Origin of the sequence: Thalassotalea hakodatensis (genome assembly GCF_030295995.1) — a bacterium.
Lineage (GTDB): Bacteria > Pseudomonadota > Gammaproteobacteria > Enterobacterales > Alteromonadaceae > Thalassotalea_C > Thalassotalea_C hakodatensis.
Genome location: NZ_AP027365.1, coordinates 1,621,056 through 1,637,080, shown reverse-complemented (window position 1 = coordinate 1,637,080; position 16,025 = coordinate 1,621,056). Strand labels below are relative to the sequence as shown.

At 38.2% G+C, this 16,025-nt stretch carries 16 protein-coding genes; 8 read left to right on the top strand and 8 right to left on the bottom strand.

Annotated elements, in window-relative coordinates; genetic code table 11:
* Nucleotides 1-3 precede the first annotated feature (3 nt).
* The 4 genes from ppnN (at nt 4) to QUE72_RS07160 (ending at nt 4,026) form a co-directional block, all read left to right on the top strand.
* Complete coding sequence (gene ppnN, locus QUE72_RS07175; RefSeq protein ID WP_074498356.1) at nt 4-1,353, top strand: nucleotide 5'-monophosphate nucleosidase PpnN; 1,350 nt, start codon at nt 4-6, stop codon at nt 1,351-1,353.
* Nucleotides 1,354-2,169: a flap endonuclease Xni gene (xni, locus tag QUE72_RS07170; protein WP_286272416.1), complete on the top strand. Its 816-nt coding sequence runs from the start codon at nt 1,354-1,356 to the stop codon at nt 2,167-2,169.
* A gap of 123 nt (nt 2,170-2,292) precedes the next feature.
* Nucleotides 2,293-2,733 carry a DUF3192 domain-containing protein gene (locus QUE72_RS07165; RefSeq protein ID WP_286272414.1) on the top strand — a complete coding sequence of 147 codons (441 nt, stop codon included), beginning with the start codon at nt 2,293-2,295 and terminating at the stop codon, nt 2,731-2,733.
* A 285-nt stretch (nt 2,734-3,018) separates the two neighbouring features.
* Nucleotides 3,019-4,026 carry an isocitrate dehydrogenase gene (locus QUE72_RS07160; RefSeq protein WP_074498359.1) on the top strand — a complete coding sequence of 336 codons (1,008 nt, stop codon included), beginning with the start codon at nt 3,019-3,021 and terminating at the stop codon, nt 4,024-4,026.
* Nucleotides 4,027-4,095: 69 nt separating this feature from the next.
* Here the strand turns inward: QUE72_RS07160 and rlmM are convergent, their stop codons facing one another.
* Genes rlmM through QUE72_RS07140 form a run of 4 tightly spaced genes read right to left on the bottom strand, consistent with a single transcriptional unit; the run spans nt 4,096 to nt 7,089 of the window.
* Nucleotides 4,096-5,172 carry a 23S rRNA (cytidine(2498)-2'-O)-methyltransferase RlmM gene (rlmM, locus tag QUE72_RS07155; RefSeq protein WP_286272412.1) on the bottom strand — a complete coding sequence of 359 codons (1,077 nt, stop codon included), beginning with the start codon at nt 5,170-5,172 and terminating at the stop codon, nt 4,096-4,098.
* A gap of 1 nt (nt 5,173) precedes the next feature.
* Nucleotides 5,174-5,560 carry a DUF423 domain-containing protein gene (locus QUE72_RS07150; protein WP_286272411.1) on the bottom strand — a complete coding sequence of 129 codons (387 nt, stop codon included), beginning with the start codon at nt 5,558-5,560 and terminating at the stop codon, nt 5,174-5,176.
* Complete coding sequence (locus QUE72_RS07145) at nt 5,547-6,194, bottom strand: alpha/beta family hydrolase (protein ID WP_286272410.1); 648 nt, start codon at nt 6,192-6,194, stop codon at nt 5,547-5,549. The genes QUE72_RS07150 and QUE72_RS07145 overlap by 14 nt, the downstream gene beginning before the upstream one ends.
* Entirely contained in the window at nt 6,181-7,089 is a 909-nt protein-coding gene (locus tag QUE72_RS07140; protein ID WP_074498362.1) for a transcriptional regulator GcvA, read from the bottom strand. The genes QUE72_RS07145 and QUE72_RS07140 overlap by 14 nt, the downstream gene beginning before the upstream one ends.
* A gap of 296 nt (nt 7,090-7,385) precedes the next feature.
* Between QUE72_RS07140 and QUE72_RS07135 the strand changes: the two genes are divergently transcribed.
* Nucleotides 7,386-7,646 carry a hypothetical protein gene (locus QUE72_RS07135; protein WP_074498363.1) on the top strand — a complete coding sequence of 87 codons (261 nt, stop codon included), beginning with the start codon at nt 7,386-7,388 and terminating at the stop codon, nt 7,644-7,646.
* A 243-nt stretch (nt 7,647-7,889) separates the two neighbouring features.
* Here the strand turns inward: QUE72_RS07135 and QUE72_RS07130 are convergent, their stop codons facing one another.
* Nucleotides 7,890-9,086, bottom strand: coding sequence for an IS4 family transposase (locus QUE72_RS07130; RefSeq protein WP_286272407.1), 1,197 nt, complete (start codon nt 9,084-9,086; stop codon nt 7,890-7,892).
* A 293-nt stretch (nt 9,087-9,379) separates the two neighbouring features.
* Here QUE72_RS07130 and QUE72_RS07125 point away from each other — a divergent pair, with 293 nt between their 5' ends.
* Nucleotides 9,380-9,988 (top strand): peptidylprolyl isomerase, encoded by a 609-nt coding sequence (locus QUE72_RS07125; protein ID WP_286272406.1) that lies wholly within the window; start codon nt 9,380-9,382, stop codon nt 9,986-9,988.
* Between the two features lie 438 nt (nt 9,989-10,426).
* Here QUE72_RS07125 and QUE72_RS07120 read toward each other — a convergent pair whose 3' ends face one another.
* Together QUE72_RS07120 and QUE72_RS07115 are read right to left on the bottom strand one after the other, a co-directional pair.
* Nucleotides 10,427-11,206 (bottom strand): hypothetical protein, encoded by a 780-nt coding sequence (locus QUE72_RS07120; RefSeq protein WP_286272405.1) that lies wholly within the window; start codon nt 11,204-11,206, stop codon nt 10,427-10,429.
* 295 nt (nt 11,207-11,501) lie between these two features.
* Nucleotides 11,502-12,551, bottom strand: a complete 1,050-nt coding sequence (locus tag QUE72_RS07115; RefSeq protein WP_286272404.1) for an AI-2E family transporter — start codon at nt 12,549-12,551, stop codon at nt 11,502-11,504.
* Nucleotides 12,552-12,744: 193 nt separating this feature from the next.
* Between QUE72_RS07115 and QUE72_RS07110 the strand changes: the two genes are divergently transcribed.
* A complete protein-coding gene (locus QUE72_RS07110; RefSeq protein WP_286272403.1) occupies nt 12,745-14,412 on the top strand; it encodes an amidohydrolase family protein in 1,668 nt (555 codons plus the stop codon).
* A 183-nt stretch (nt 14,413-14,595) separates the two neighbouring features.
* Here the strand turns inward: QUE72_RS07110 and QUE72_RS07105 are convergent.
* A protein-coding gene (locus QUE72_RS07105; protein ID WP_286272956.1) for an IS3 family transposase occupies nt 14,596-15,704 on the bottom strand; the annotation gives its coding sequence in 2 pieces (ribosomal slippage) (nt 14,596-15,455 and nt 15,455-15,704; 1,110 coding nt in all).
* A gap of 62 nt (nt 15,705-15,766) precedes the next feature.
* Here QUE72_RS07105 and QUE72_RS07100 point away from each other — a divergent pair.
* A complete protein-coding gene (locus QUE72_RS07100; protein ID WP_286272402.1) occupies nt 15,767-16,012 on the top strand; it encodes a hypothetical protein in 246 nt (81 codons plus the stop codon).
* Nucleotides 16,013-16,025 lie beyond the last annotated feature (13 nt).

Genomic DNA, 16,025 nt, shown 5'->3' with positions numbered 1-16,025 from the left:
CCAATGCATGTACAATTTAACCCTTTAGGAAATATGAACCTACTTTCACCAATAGAAGTAGGTAAATTACAGCAATCTGCCTCCAGTAATTTACACCAACTGTATCGCAACTGTTCACTGGCAGTACTTAATTCGGGTAGTCATACCGATGATGCAGAAGTGATATATCAACAATACCAAGATTTCAATATTCAAGTATTAAGAAGAGAACGTGGCGTTAAGCTCGCGTTAGAAAACCCACCTAAGCATGCATTTGTTGACGGTAAAATTATTCGTGGCATACAAGAGCATTTATCAGCCGTACTTCGAGATATTTTATTTACCAATACCCGCTACGATCACCATGTTACTGATGGCGCTAACATCACACATACCACTTTTGATATATTACGAAATGCCAATGCTATTTTGCCTGACAGCGAACCTAATTTAGTCACTTGTTGGGGCGGTCACTCTATTAACGATATTGAATATCAATACACGAAAGAAGTCGGCTATCAATTAGGGTTAAGAGCCTTTAATATCTGTACCGGTTGTGGCCCCGGAGCGATGAAAGGCCCAATGAAAGGCGCCACTATTGGTCATGCAAAACAACGAAATTACAACGGACGCTATATTGGTCTTACAGAACCAAGCATCATCGCTGCAGAACCTCCAAATCCTATGGTATCTGAACTTGTTATCATGCCTGATATCGAAAAGCGTTTAGAAGCCTTTGTGCGAATGTCTCATGGCATCATTATTTTTCCTGGTGGTGCAGGTACTGCCGAAGAGTTACTTTATATTTTAGGAATTTTACTCAACCCAAAAAATCAAGCGCAAAAGCTGCCAATTATTTTAACAGGGCCAGCAGCAAGTAGTGAATACTTTGAACAAATAGATACGTTTATTGCTGCAACGTTAGGCAAAGAAGCTCAAAAACTATATGAAATTATTGTAGATGATGCAGAGCTTGTCGCAAAAAAAATGAAAGTTGGTCTACAAGACGTGCTAACCTATCGCAAACAAACAGGCGACGCTTACCACTTTAATTGGTCGTTAGTGATAGAGCAAGATTTCCAGCAACCCTTTATTCCAACGCATGAAAACATGGAAAAAACACAAATTAGCTATGATATGGATGTTGCTAATTTAGCGGCAAACTTACGCCGCGTATTTTCAGGTATTGTGTCAGGCAATGTAAAATCAGAGGGTATTAAAGAAATCCGTAAACACGGTCCCTTTACCGTTACCGGTGACAACGAAATCATGACGCTAATGGACAATTTACTGAATTCTTTTGTGAAACAGCAACGAATGAAACTGCCAGGTAGCACATATACGCCTTGTTATAACGTAGTTGGAAAAACCTAAATGTCAGTCAATGTTGTACTTATTGATGCAATGAATTTAATTAGACGAATTTATGCGGTGCAAGAGCGCCCATTTTTACTCAATAATGAACTTGCTGAAAATACCAAGCAACAAGTGTTACATAACACTAAACAAGCATGTGCTACTGCGCTTAGTAACATTATCGAACAAACCTCGCCAACTCATGCATTAGCCGTTTTTGACAGCCAATCACCTGGTTGGCGCTACCAGCTTTATCCAGACTATAAAGTAGGTAGAAAAAAAATGCCGCAGCACCTTGCTGACACCCTACCGCAGATTCAAGACGCCTTTTTACTGCAACATGTTGATTCTTTAATATCAGAATCAGATGAGGCTGACGATTTAATTGCCACTCTAGCCATTAAGGTGGCCTTGAGAGGGCAAAAAGTCACTATTATTTCAACAGACAAGTGCTTTTTATCGTTATTAAGTAATCATATTCATGTCTACGATTACTTCAATCGACGCTCGCTTGACGAACCATACGTACGTGAGAAATTTAATGTTGCACCTGGCCAGTTAATGGATCTGTGGACGCTTACTGGAGACAACACCAATAAAATTCCTGGCGTGCCAGGGATTGGGCAAGTAACCGCGGCCGGCCTACTTAATCAACATGGTTCGTTACAGGCTATTTTAAATAGCAATGATATTAAAGCGAGCATTCGCGATAAATTAACAGCGTATCACGACGACATCACGTTAGCTAAAAAGCTATTACAATTAAAACAAGATATTCCCTTAGGATTTAATTTAAGGGATATTCGCCTCCCTTTAACCATCACAGATGAATAAATTAGTTTTATCATCGTTATTTACATATTTTGTGATAGATTTGCTCGTTAAACTCTTTCAATAAAAGCTACTTATCGTTATCCTATATAAAAATAAAATCACACACGATTTATCAGTTATCAAATGAATAAAAAGATCATTTTTAGAATTTTCCTAGCGTTGGCTGCTTATGGGGTTTTTGTACTATTGGTTGTAAACTTTTACGACGATAGCCCTGCAAATATGCAATGGGAAGATCGAGAAGCCTATAATCGTCAATTTATTAGTAAACTTAGATTGGGCGAGTTTACCTTTGAACAAGCAATAGAAAAGCTTGGTAGTCCAGACATTACCGAAGCTAAACAAGCAAATGATCAAAATTTTCAAGTATTATTTTATCGTACACAGCATGTTAAATCAGACGGTATTACCACCCAAGATGAATGTTCATATCTAGTTTTTGTTGATAATAAATTGATGGAAATAGCTAAGGCTGACAGATATAAAGGACTTGATAATGTGATCAATGAATATGGAACTCCACTTGATGAATTATCAGAGCTTTCATTCCCTAACACTAATTAAGTTAACCGTAAGTATTTCCATTCAATAAACCTGTTACCTATTTTATTCGTGCATGTTGCGACTAATGTCTTATTGTTAAGTCATGCACATCCGATAACCTGTCATTTTTATACTAAACTTAGTTACACAAAAACTTACTAATACGGCTCCGCAAAATACAAGGCACTATAAAAGGTTTCAGTGTGGATTACATTAAGTAAGCGTGGTATAAACCTGCACACTTTTAAAGTGACAAGGTAAATTTCACTTTGAATAAACAATTTTAATTTTTTAAAGGATAAACACATGGCTAAACAAACCATCACAGTCATTCCAGGCGACGGTATTGGCCCAGATATTATCGATGCAACCATCAAAGTGTTAGACAAAGCAGGCTGTGATTTTAACTATGAATACGCTGACGCAGGCTTAGTCGCGTTAGAAAAGCATGGCGAACTTGTTCCAGAAGAAACATTAGCATTAATCAAGAAAAACAAAATCAGTTTAAAAGGCCCTCTTACCACACCTGTCGGTGAAGGTTTCACTTCAATTAACGTAACATTAAGAAAACAATTTCAATTATACGCAAATGTACGCCCGGTTCTGTCTTTTAAAGGCACTAAAGCGCGTTACGAAGACATTGATATTATTACCATCCGTGAAAATACTGAAGGAATGTATTCTGGCTTAGGTCAAACAGTCTCTGAAGATGGTGCGCATGCAGAAGCAATGAGCTTGATCACACGTGAAGGTGCAGAGCGCATCGTTGAGTTTGCCTATGAAACGGCACGCAAGGAAGGTCGTAAAAAAGTTACAGCTGTGCATAAAGCCAATATTTTAAAATCAACTTCAGGTTTATTTTTAAAAGTTGCCCGTGAAGTTAGCGAGCGCTACCCTGATATTGAATCAACTGAAATGATCGTTGATAATTGTTGCATGCAATTAGTGATGAATCCCGAACAGTTTGACGTTATTGTAACAACAAACTTGTTTGGTGATATTTTATCAGATTTATGTGCTGGGCTTGTGGGCGGCTTAGGTATGGCACCAGGCGCTAACATTGGTAAAGATTGCGCTATTTTTGAAGCTGTACACGGCAGTGCCCCTGATATAGCAGGTAAAAATCTAGCAAACCCAACGTCTGTAATTCTGGCAGCAATTCAAATGTTAGAATACCTAGAAATGAGCGATAAAGCAGAAGCTATCCGTAAAGCGATCACTGAGGTTATTGAAACGGGCGATCGTACAACACGTGATTTAGGTGGTACTCATGGCACAACAGATTTCACAGAAGCGCTGTTAGAGCGATTATAAAAAAGAGGCAAAAAAAGGGGTCAGGTACAATTACTAATTGTACCTGACCCCTTTTTTACTTTTATATGTTTACGGTGGCGGTGAAAGTAATCTCGCATGTACCGTTATTTCTTCACGATCGTAGTATAAATGCTTTGCGTAAAGCTCATATTTTACTTGATGCTCAGAAAACATGTCTTTTATCAGCTGTAAATCATCCTGTACTTGTTGATACCGCCCTTTCATGGGTAGCTTTAAATTAAACATTGCTTCTTTACAATCGCCGCGTAATAACCATTCAGCCATTAATTTAGCCACTCGTTGCGGTTTTTCTATCATGTCACAGACAAGCCAGTAAACATTTTGTTTAGCTGGTATAAATTTGAAGCCGTCAATCATTCGATGTTTGACTTGACCAGTATCCATCAATGATTCTGCCATCGGCCCATTATCTATTGATGTTACCATCATACCGCGTCGAACAAGTTGATATGTCCAGCCTCCCGGAGCAGCGCCTAAATCAACGGCATTCATGCCAGACGTTAACCGTGTTGGCCATTCATCTTTTGGAATGAAGTACAAAAAGGCTTCGTCAAGTTTAAGTGTTGAGCGGCTTGGCGCTTGAGATGGAAACTTTAACCTAGGTATACCCATTAAATGTGGTGAAGTGTTTGTGCCAAGCGAGTAGCCAAGGATAACTTCACTACCACTAAAAAATAACGCGTGTAATACCGCCCCGTCATGTTGACCTTTTGGCGCTAACATTTTTTTAGCTCTTAGCCCTTGCCTTAAAGGCACACCAAGCTTTCTACAAAATTTAGATAATGCTTTTCCGTCGTTGGTATCTGGTGTTTCCATTCTAAGGTCAGCGTATTGCCATTCATGACCTAAATGCTCAATAATCGCTTCTACACGATTATACTCAGGCAACTCTATAGTATCAGTTAATGACACGAACCACTGCCGAGTAAAAATAAGACGCTTCAAAGGGAGTTTAGCAATGAGTCTTTCACCTTCATCAGCATTATTAAGATGAAAAAATACAATACCTTGATTTTTCTTTAATTGAAGATAACCATAAATTTCATTCCAAGCAGCTTTCTCTTGGATCTCTGCGCCACACTCTTTTTCAAAGCCTGGTCGACAATAAAGCACAATTGCAGTCATATTAATGTTTTCGAATATTAAGGTGAATGAGCACTGACAACCATGCCAATGATAATAAAATGCCACCGATGGGTGTTAGTTTGCCTATTAATTCACAGGCAAACAACACTTTCACGTATAAGCTCCCACTAAAAAGCAAAATACCAAGTGATAATAATGTTGCGGTTAAAAAAGCCGCTTTCGATTGTGTAAATTGCCAGTAAAAACAAACAGCCAATAACGCGATAGTATGCAAAAACTGATAAAAATGCGCAATCTTTAAGGTTGCGACACTCTCTATTGGCAATAAATCGCCCTGATGAGACAACCAAGCGCCGAATAATACAGAATAAGCACCACTAAGGCTAACAAACACGATAAATAGTTTACGCATATTATCTATTTTCATAAACAAAGCTCTCAATGTGGTCTGCAGCAGACTGTAGATTTTGCTCATGTGTATACCCTGACTTTACCCGTGGTTTCAAGTCGTGATCTCCATCTGGCAGAAATACCGTTTTGACGCTATCCGGTAAACCATAACCTATTATTTCTTCTTTATTACCAAGTTTGTCACGCTCACCTTGTAAAATAAGCATTGAATAATGATTCTTTATTAACGGTTCTAACCGCAACTTTTCTACTTTATTAATAGGATGAAATGGGTAACCAAGGCAAATTACACCTCGTATTTCAGGAGTAATTTTAAGGCTTTCTATTTCATTCGTCAGCGTAGCTGCCACGCGTGAACCCATCGATTTACCCACCAAAAATAAGGGCGCCGTTATATTTAGTGTGTTGATAATTTCCTCAAACCTCTCCAACAATTTGGGCATTCTATCAGGTGGATACTTTTTACCATCAGATAATCGTTTATCCATATAGTAAAAATTAAAACGCGTGACATTAATATTTCGTTTATTTAACGCAGTCGTCATATTTTCCATAAACGTTGAATTCATATCAGCACCCGCACCATGAGCGAATAGAAAGTGCGCTATAGGCTGTTCTACTAAACTTTCATGATAATTAAAACTCTTCATCTAACTCTTCTTCTTCGGCTACAGTTTCAAGTACCCAATCCCTAAAAGCAGCTATTTTGCCTAATTCTAATTGGTGCTCACGACACACTATGTAAAATGCATTTTTACTAATCAAGCTATGCTCAACTGGTATCACAAGTCGACCAGCATCTAACTCGGGTTGCGCTAAAATACGTTGAGCTAAGGCGATACCCTGACCATGTACAGCCCCTTGCACAACCATGGCTGAATGGCTAAAAATAGGGCCATGATTAACATTAGTCCCTCTTATCCCGGCTTCTTTGAACCAGCGTTTCCAATCTCGCCTTGAGGTATCATGCAATAAAGTGTGGTTAGTAAGATCTTGAATAGTACTCAGTGGTTTTGGCCCATCAAGTAGCAATGGTGAACAAACAGGTATTAAATATTCCGTGTGCAATTTATCAGCATGTACACCTGGCCAGCGGCCTCTTCCGTAATAAATCGCTACATCAACATCTTCTGTTAATAAGCCATCAGGTTGATCTACCGCTTTTATACGGACATCTATATCAGTATTGAGTAAATTAAACGTGTTTAGTCTTGGAACTAACCATTGAATGGCGAAGCTTGGTTGTAAACTAACCGTAATCGCTCCTTTAGCCCCCCTAACGAGTAACCGTTCTGTTGCGTCTTGCAGAGAAGTAAACACATCTTTTATGTCTTGATAATAGGCTTGCCCTTCCTCTGTTAATAACAAAGCACGATTTTTTCGCATAAAAAGTTTTAATCCAAGATGCTCCTCTAGAGATTTTATTTGATGACTAATCGCTGCCTGGGTAACGAATAATTCCTCAGCAGCTCGAGTAAAACTCAATTGTCTTGCCGATGCCTCAAAGGCCCTTAGAGCATTGAGCGGCGGGATTCTTGTAGCCATTAACTCTCACTATTTAAATAAATAAAAATGACCGTTTTTTGAATAAATACTCTACTACTATCAAAAAACAACTTATCATTAGTTTTTCTAATGGATAACATTATAATTTGTCATTTTTCATTTGACCAGTTTTTACTTAATATACACACCATAGATGACGGACTACATCTTTTTACTACAGCCCAGACCAATGAGTGTAGCAGGCAATGAATGTACTCCCAACACATTCACCGAGCAAAGAAAAGGTCCCTAATCATCTATTTGGATGTTTATTAATTTATATTAGGTGACAAATCATGAAAACTATCAACATATTCACAGCAGCACTGCTCTTAGTAGCAGGCAATGCAACAGCAACAAATATTGCGTTTGAAAAAGCACAACCCGTTAACACTGTTGAAATTACTTCACAAGCGCATGAAGATGTAAAAATATCAATGCAAACATTAGTAACCGCTTTTGAAACAAACTTAGTAAAACCAATGACTGTTATCAAAACAGCTAAAAAATCGACTAAGTCAGAGTTACTTGCAAAAAACGAAGTAATTGCTGAATAAACAACATTAAGCACCGTTAGCTTATTGAATACAAATTGCTGGAACCTCCCAACCTTCTGGCGCACGTTGAACATAGATCTCTAGCTATTTTCAACACGAGGAATTAACTCCTCAAAATGCTCGCAAGCAAACATTTAGGCGCCTTTTTGGCGCCTTTTCTTATTTCATTTCATTTCCTCATGCCTTATTGTACATAGCTCTGACGAATAAAAGGGGTCAGGTACTGTGTGATCCCCACTAATTCTATAAAGTATCAAAGGAATGTGCTCCTCCAGTTAAATGCAATTGCTTAATTGCCGTGAGAAGCTCGATATATGAGAGCTTCTCATATCGATTTGCCATGACTCTTAAGCCAATAAAGTGAAGTGATAGTACATTCTTATTCTTTAAGCTATTTGCCTGATATTGATGGTGTTTATACGCTTTTTTAGCCGCTAATCCGATGGCCATCAGTAACCAATGAGCTAATGTTGTCAGTAAGATAAGAATAGCCAGCCTATTGGTGTTGTATGTTCTATTATATTCAAACCCTTGCCCAAACTGATGACTTTTCATATCCCTAAAACCTTCTTCTATTTCCATGCGCAGACCATATATTCTCGTCGTACGTCGAGCAAGTTGCTTTGTTTGAGGCAGTGATGTAGCGAGCAACCATGGGTCATTAGCTGATTTTCTATAAACCTTATTGGTTTTAGAAAGCCTTTTCTTACCTGAATGATTCAGCGATTGTCGACCTTTGCTCTTTTGCTTATAAAGCAGTAATCTGCAGGCTAATTGATTACTTCTCGCAATTGCTCCGTTAAACGACTTAGGACAGCCTGTGGCTTTAGCGTATAAGTGAGTAATACATTGCCATACTTTGTCATCGATACTATAAAAGTTGGGCAAACGTACTCGCCCAACAAAGTCCCATCCATGCGCTAAAACGGCCCGAAACCAAGGTGTTTTAAAGCCAGCATCAGTGACGATAATTGGTTTACTTGTATCGGCTAATATTTTAGCTAAGTTTGTTAAAAACTGTTGATGAGTCCTAGGTTTCTCTTTCGTTTTAACACTATGCACTTCTTCGTACAAACAAATTCCACGACCATGTGATGCAAGCGTTGCTCGAAGTAAAAAGTGTCCTTTATGTTCATCTAAGTCAGACCAATCTACTAAAATAATAGGACGCATCGCTTTACCTATCGTGAATTTAGCTAAAGATTGATATATCGAAAATGCTTCTCGTTGCAAATGCGTATTGGATAACAGCCTATCTGCTCGTTTTATTCTGTGCTTTTCTTTTGCTTTCGAGTTAATGCCTCGGCCAAGATTAGTCACTGTTGCATTTGCGCCCATTAATAGGCTTTCAAGTGATAAAACTAAAGAAGTTCGTCGTCTAGCGTGCATTTTAAGGGTGACAAGAGTGAGGGTTTTCTTCAATATAGGGAGCGCATTCATGGTGTTTCCGGTTGGTTATTTTTGTTTGGCGATAGATCTGATCACCAAACACCATGAATGTTCCCTTCGGTTCAAATTATTTCATTGATATGTAAGAATTATTTGTGGGGATAGCTCAGGGTCAGGTACAATTAATAAATGTACCTGACCCCCTTCTATTTACTTTACGAACAAAGCTTTGACTTTACGTTCATTAGCTCTATAGATCATGGTTTTGAGTTAACAATAAAATATATAATTGTTAAACTAACTGACATATTTCAAGTCAATTTACTTTAACAAAAGGTACTAACGTGATTAGAGTTTCACTACTTATTTTTACCGTATTAATATCGCTTCAATTGCACGCAGCAAATACTAAAGGGCAATATATTCAACCGAATAATTACTCCCCTAAAGTGAGAATAGAAACCTCTATGGGTAATATCATTATTGAGCTTGACCGTATTAAAGCTAAAATTACCGTGGATAATTTTTTAGGATATGTAGCGCAAGGGAAATATGATAAAACGTTGATTCACCGTGTCGAAGAAGGCTACCTGATCCAAGCCGGTGGTTTTAATACTGATTACTCTGAAGTTATACCCAATGATCCGATATTCAACGAATCTGGCAATGGGCTAAAAAATAAAGAAGGCACTATTGCCATGGCAAAACAACTGAACGATGCACACTCAGCAACCAACCAATTCTTTATCAACCTCAACGAAAACACCAATTTAGACCCAGGGAATTCATGGGGTTACGCTGTTTTTGGTGAAGTAATCAAAGGTTACGACATTGTTGAAGCAATATCGCAAGTAGACGTTGGTTACAGCGATAAATTAGGTTATCCAACCGTGCCAAAAAAAATGGTCGCCATAATAAGAGCAACAATTCTTGATGAAGAAAAACAAGATTAAGCTTAAATGTTTACCACTAATGGGCGCTGTGCTTGAGTACGTTTAAACGTGATTTACTTTTGTTGTGGTTTTTCAATATGGAATGACTATATTTGAATCGCTACGCCTTAATTAAATATTGTTTAACTCGGAAAAAAGCCTCTCTTTGGATCTAGTCGCCACCGTGCTAATGAAATTCGAAGTAAAAAATAACGTAGAAGGTATTTAACTATTTAACGTTTACTCGCTAGCGTTTTCAGTTCATTTCAATACACATTACAAGATCTGCCCCCGCTTTTGCTTTTTTGCTCTTAACGGTTGGGTTATGTTTTGATTGGCAAAACTATTTGATCATTAAAATAAATTACTTAAAATCGTTCTTAAGCCCAACCTATAAGTCAGAAAAGCTGACAAAGTAAAATAATTAACAACTAAATAGGTAACTACCTTACTCTATTTTCATTGCGAAGAGTGTTGCGATAAACTTTTTAAAAATTGAATAGACGAGTGAGTAATGTCAGAGTGAATAATACCCTGTTCAATGCGTAGCTCACTTTCATCATTAAATGAAGGATCAACAGACTTCAAATTTATTTCATAGTGATAGGTTTTTAAGTAAACAGGAAAAACAGCATGTTGATAGTTTAACCTACACATCATCTCAGTAAGGGGTTGATCTAAAATAGCCACAAAACCCTGACCGAACTTACGATCTTCTTCTGCTCTGGCCATCAACCAATCGTATTGCTTTCTATTTATATATTTATTTGGTAATTTAAGGTATTGAACTTCATGCTCAGCATCCCCATCATGCTTGCCGACAAGCTTATTATTACCTACTTTTTCATAGCGAATAAATTCGCTTTCGTCGTTGATAGGGTCAATACTCATTTCAAATATTTTCTCAGCAGTTATATTAGGTACCTTTGCCGCCATTGCTTTAAAAGCTTTTTCAGCCCTTTTATGAGTTACCTTATAATCAAGTAAATAAGCACGCTGTTCATTATGTTTAATAACGTATTGACCTTTCCACTTTACAGTCATCTCAGTAAGTTTTTCATTTTTTAGCTGATAATCTGTTCGTAAGTAGGTGTCGTTAACCCTAATGGGTATATCAGCAAAATGCTCAGCTTCTTTTATTACCTCATACTTTAACGTTAAGTTACTATATGACGCTAGCGTTTGACTACTCATAATAGAAGCAGCGAATAGCGCCATTAATTTCATTTTTGTATTCATAAATTTCCTTATTGTTAACAATGTATGATTTTATATAGAACCTACTACAAGTAAATCATCTAAGTACAATAAAAGCCGGGTCATGTCTGGCATTGTGCTCTGACCTGATGAAATTTACTGTTGCAGGCATTAACGGCGATAAAGAAGTCAACAAAATACTGAGATCGAAAAATGAAATTTCATGGTTTACGCCTACTTGTTAATATTACTGGCTGACAATAGCACCAATAGTTGAGCAACATTAAAATCACCTCTTTTACATTAATTGTACCTGACCCCTTTTATCCACAGTCTATCAGTGGCCCAATGGCTGAATTTTTTCTTTTAACACATCGCGCACATAAAGCACTTGCACTGTGACAATAATTGATACAACAAATGGCGTTGAAAGCGCCAACCCGTGAATTCCAAACATAGTCCCCATGAGTAATTGGCCGCTGAGCATTATAGCGGGCGGTAATGAAACTGCTTTTTTCTGCACAAAAGGCGTAATAACATTACTCTCCAGTACTTGCACAACAGCGTACACCACTAACACATACACCGCTTGTGTCGGGGTATTAAGTAATGCGACTAATACTGCAGGTATCAAGGCTGCAATAGGGCCTATAAATGGCACGAACGATAGTAAACCCGCAAGAAATGCGAGCGCTATAATCAATTTCATTCCAATCAGCCATAAACCTAATGCGGTTAACAGCCCTACTACAACCATTGATGTTGCACGCCCGATTAACCAAAGCTTCAACGCATAATAGATACTGTGTACTACTTCCTTTATACGAGCGCGATTATCACTTGGAAACAAAAACAATAAACCATTCATGTAAAGTCTCGGGTGCAGCGCTAAGTAAAAACCAATAAAAAAAATAACAAACAGATCAGCAAGTGAGCCAAATAAAGTAGAAAATACCCCCGTAACCTCTCCCATCAGTTTGCTGGGCGAAAGTGGCGCATGCTGCCATTTACCTTGCACCCACTGGAGTAACGCTCCACCCCATTCTTTATCTTTTAAGTAAGCTTCTAACTGTTTTATACTACCCGATATTTGCTCTCTAAGCTGCAGCAGCTGCTCCATAATGGCTGGGCCAGCCAAATAACCTGCAAGTACTAATAATCCTAATACGACAGCAGTAACAATCATTACTGCTCCCCAATGGGGTAAAGGTAGCCACCGTTGTAAAATACTCGCAAGCCCAATCAAAAAAACACAAAATAAAATGCCACCAAATATAAGTAAGAGTACATATGATAATTGCCACAGCAGCATAAATAGACCGATTGCTAAAGCTGTAATGCCAATGGTTGCTAATAGCCGGCGAATATAGCTGGTATAAGAGCTCATTGCTTCTCCCTTTGCTTGATGTAATCAACGCTTAATTAAACTGATACCTAAAGAATGAATTCACTTAAAGTTTTGTAGGAGATAGTTTTATCAGTTTTAGTATTTTTTTAACAGTACCCTATAAAGCTGTTGTTTAAAAAGCCACCATATATTACTTTTGTAAGGTTAAAAATATTGACAACAAGGAACTTCGATGGAACGCAGAAAGTTTATAAAAATGACTTCGGTTATTGGTGGCGCTACAGTTTTACCAGGGTGTTGTTTGTTTAGAAGCCCACCAAACCCTCGTTGTTTATTCAGTCATCATTTACCACAACAACAAAAGTTATTAATAGATAGTCATGCTCATATTTTTAATGGGTCTGATCTACAAGTAAGTAAATTTGTGAGTCAAGTTCAAGGCAGAGAATTAGTCGATTGGGTATGGCTTAGGAAAATGTTTGGCGACTTCTTAGAGTTAATTGTTTGGGAATCAGCCCCTTCCACTAAAGATGAACTTAACGTTATCAATCAATCGTCATCTCAATGTTCTAACACTAAAATAGCGCAGATTAGATTGTTAGAGCTACGAGAAAAACAATCTATCAAAGCGATAGCAGAATCTAAACGAGCGATACATAAACTCAACAAGAGAGGCGCCATAGTTCTCCAAAGTGGCATTACAACCCAAGATTTGATGAACTCTATGCCCCAAAAATATGATGACGTATTCTCTGCTGCATCTTCATATGATTTCACAATAGATATCAAAGGTATGGAAATCAGCTTTGGATCATTATGGCGCTTTGTTATCGAAATGTTTCAATTCCGGTTTGTAAGTCTAAATAACTACCTCAAAACATATAACAGTGACAAGCTTAAAACTGATTTGATGATAAGCCACATAGTAGACTATGACTGGCCTTTAAATAATGGAAAACCTACTGCGTCGCCTCTTGAATCACAGTGTCACTTGATAGGAGAAATTTCTAAAGTATCAAATGGCTTAGTTCACTCATTTGCCCCCTATTGCCCATTTCGCCATGTAGCTTACAAATTTACTGATAGAGAAAAATTAAATCCATTAAGCCTAATAAAAGAAGCGGTTGAGTTGCATGGGGCATTGGGAGTTAAGATATATCCTCCAATGGGATTCGCGCTTTATGGAAACGACAAAGTCTTTAACGATCATCCTGAAACATGGAAGAAACAAAAACACTTACCTGACTTTTGTAAAAAAGATGATTTCCCAAAACAGCTAGATGAAGTGCTAAATGAATTTTATGACTTCTGTATCAAACATGATATTCCTATTATGGCGCATAGCAGCCCCTCAAACATGGGAGCCAATGACTATAAAGTATGTTTTGAAAGCAAGTATTGGGGTGATCTTTTATCGATTAAAAAAGGATTACGCATTAATTTTGGCCATTTTGGTGGTTTTGATTCACTTCATTTGTCAGAAAATCCTCCTATTTGGCACCAAATCGCCTCAACAATTAGTGACGCTTCTAACGTTAGTAACGCATATGTTGATACCGGATATTTTTCAGGGTTCATTGATGCCCCAGATATCTCAAAAAGGAACTTGGAAGCATTACTACATTCATTTCCCAAAATGGCAGACAGCTTAAATTACGGTACCGACTGGAAAATGTTAGTCATTGAAAAAAATAATGGGCAATATTTACATTCATTTCAAGGAGTGTTACAGCAACTAAACAATGCACAATTAGAAAGTGCAGTGTTGGGCAATAATACGGCTGAGTTTTTAGGGCTTAATTCACGTTCGAGTGGTAACAGGAAACGTTTAGATAAATTTTATCGAAATAGTATTAAGCCACATTGGCTGTCAAAAGTAGTGGTTAATAATCTTCCATAGTTAAATTAGAAAAATTAAACGTATTAACTATGCTGAAACACATTATATCATTGATATAGACCTTCAATTTAATAGAAAGCTAGACACAGATAAAATAGCTAAAACAGTCTTTAAATTAAAAGATAACAATGTTTTCACTAGAATCTTAAAAGAAATTGTTGTTCAGCATTGTCCACTTCCCCATTAATGACACAGTTCTAAATTAGAATTTTCCAGTTTTTCTCGGTAAGCTGCCGGCGGCAGGTTACCCAGACTCTCATGTGTTCTTTCTTCGTTATAATACAATCGCCAGAACCAAGCCATATCTCGCACTTGGCTGAGATTCTCAAACAAGTAGGCATCAAGAAACTCTCTGCGGAATGAACCGTTAAAGCGTTCAACAAAGCCATTTTGCTGTGGCTTACCTGGCTGGATATATACCAATTCAATATTATGGATCTCACACCAATCTGTTAGTGTCGCAGAGATAAGTTCTGGGCCATTGTCTACACGCAACTGTTTGGGCAACCCGCGCTCATCTTTTAACTGCTCTAACACGCGAACTACACGGCCAGCGGGCAACGAGGTGTCCACTTCTATAGCGAGGCATTCTCGCGTTCCTTCGTCCACCACATTCAACGTTCTGAATCGTTTACCGCAATACAATGTGTCATGCATAAAATCGAGCGCCCATTGGTGGTTGGCTTGCTCCTGCACTTCTAAAGGCTGAGCAATTCGCTTGGGTAGCACACGTTTAGTTCTTCGTTTTAGATTCAACCCCATCTGGCAATACACGCGATAAACGCGCTTATGGTTGAACGGAAAGCCTTTGAAGCGCATTCGGCCAAAACACTTCCAGAAGCCTGCTCGTGGCGACTTTTCAAGTACGGCATTGATAGCATCAATGACAGCAGCATCTGCTTTACGCCAGTCTCGTTCAGGGCGATAAAAGGTCGAACGGCCAATGCCAACAAACAGACAAGCCCTTACGATACTTAGCCCCGCACCAATCATTACGCTGACGCATTCTCGTTTATCCGCTGTCACCAGCCCTTTTTTGCGAAAAGCTCCTTAATCGCATGATTTTCTAGACTGACATCCGCAAACATCTTTTTAAGCTTGGCGTTTTCTTCTTCCAGCTCCTTCAACCGTTTGACGTCAGAGGCTTCCATCCCACCGTATTTGGACTTCCAGTTGTAATAGGTTGCACTACTGATACCGTGTTGACGGCACACTTCTTCGACTTTTCTACCAGCATCAACTTCTTTTAATACTGCGATGATCTGAGATTCTGTATAGCGTGATTTTTTCATAGTCGTCTCCTGCATTAATCATTACAGAAAACTCTAATTATGTCTGTCTCAGTTTAAGGGAAGTGGACAGCTTCGAGTCCATAAAGGATGAAGTCAACAAGCATATCAAATCAGTATTGTCAGAATATAATCTTGAATTAGAAGAATTAAGTGAGCAATTGTTAGGCTGTGTTGATTTAGATGATATATACACCAGTATGGTAGATAGGTACTCAGGGACAGAACATGACTTTAGCAGTGATAGTGAAAAGGATTCTCATCACTCTCTAGATGAAATTGACGACCTTTTTGAGAGACCAAATTTATAAATAAAAGGCGAGC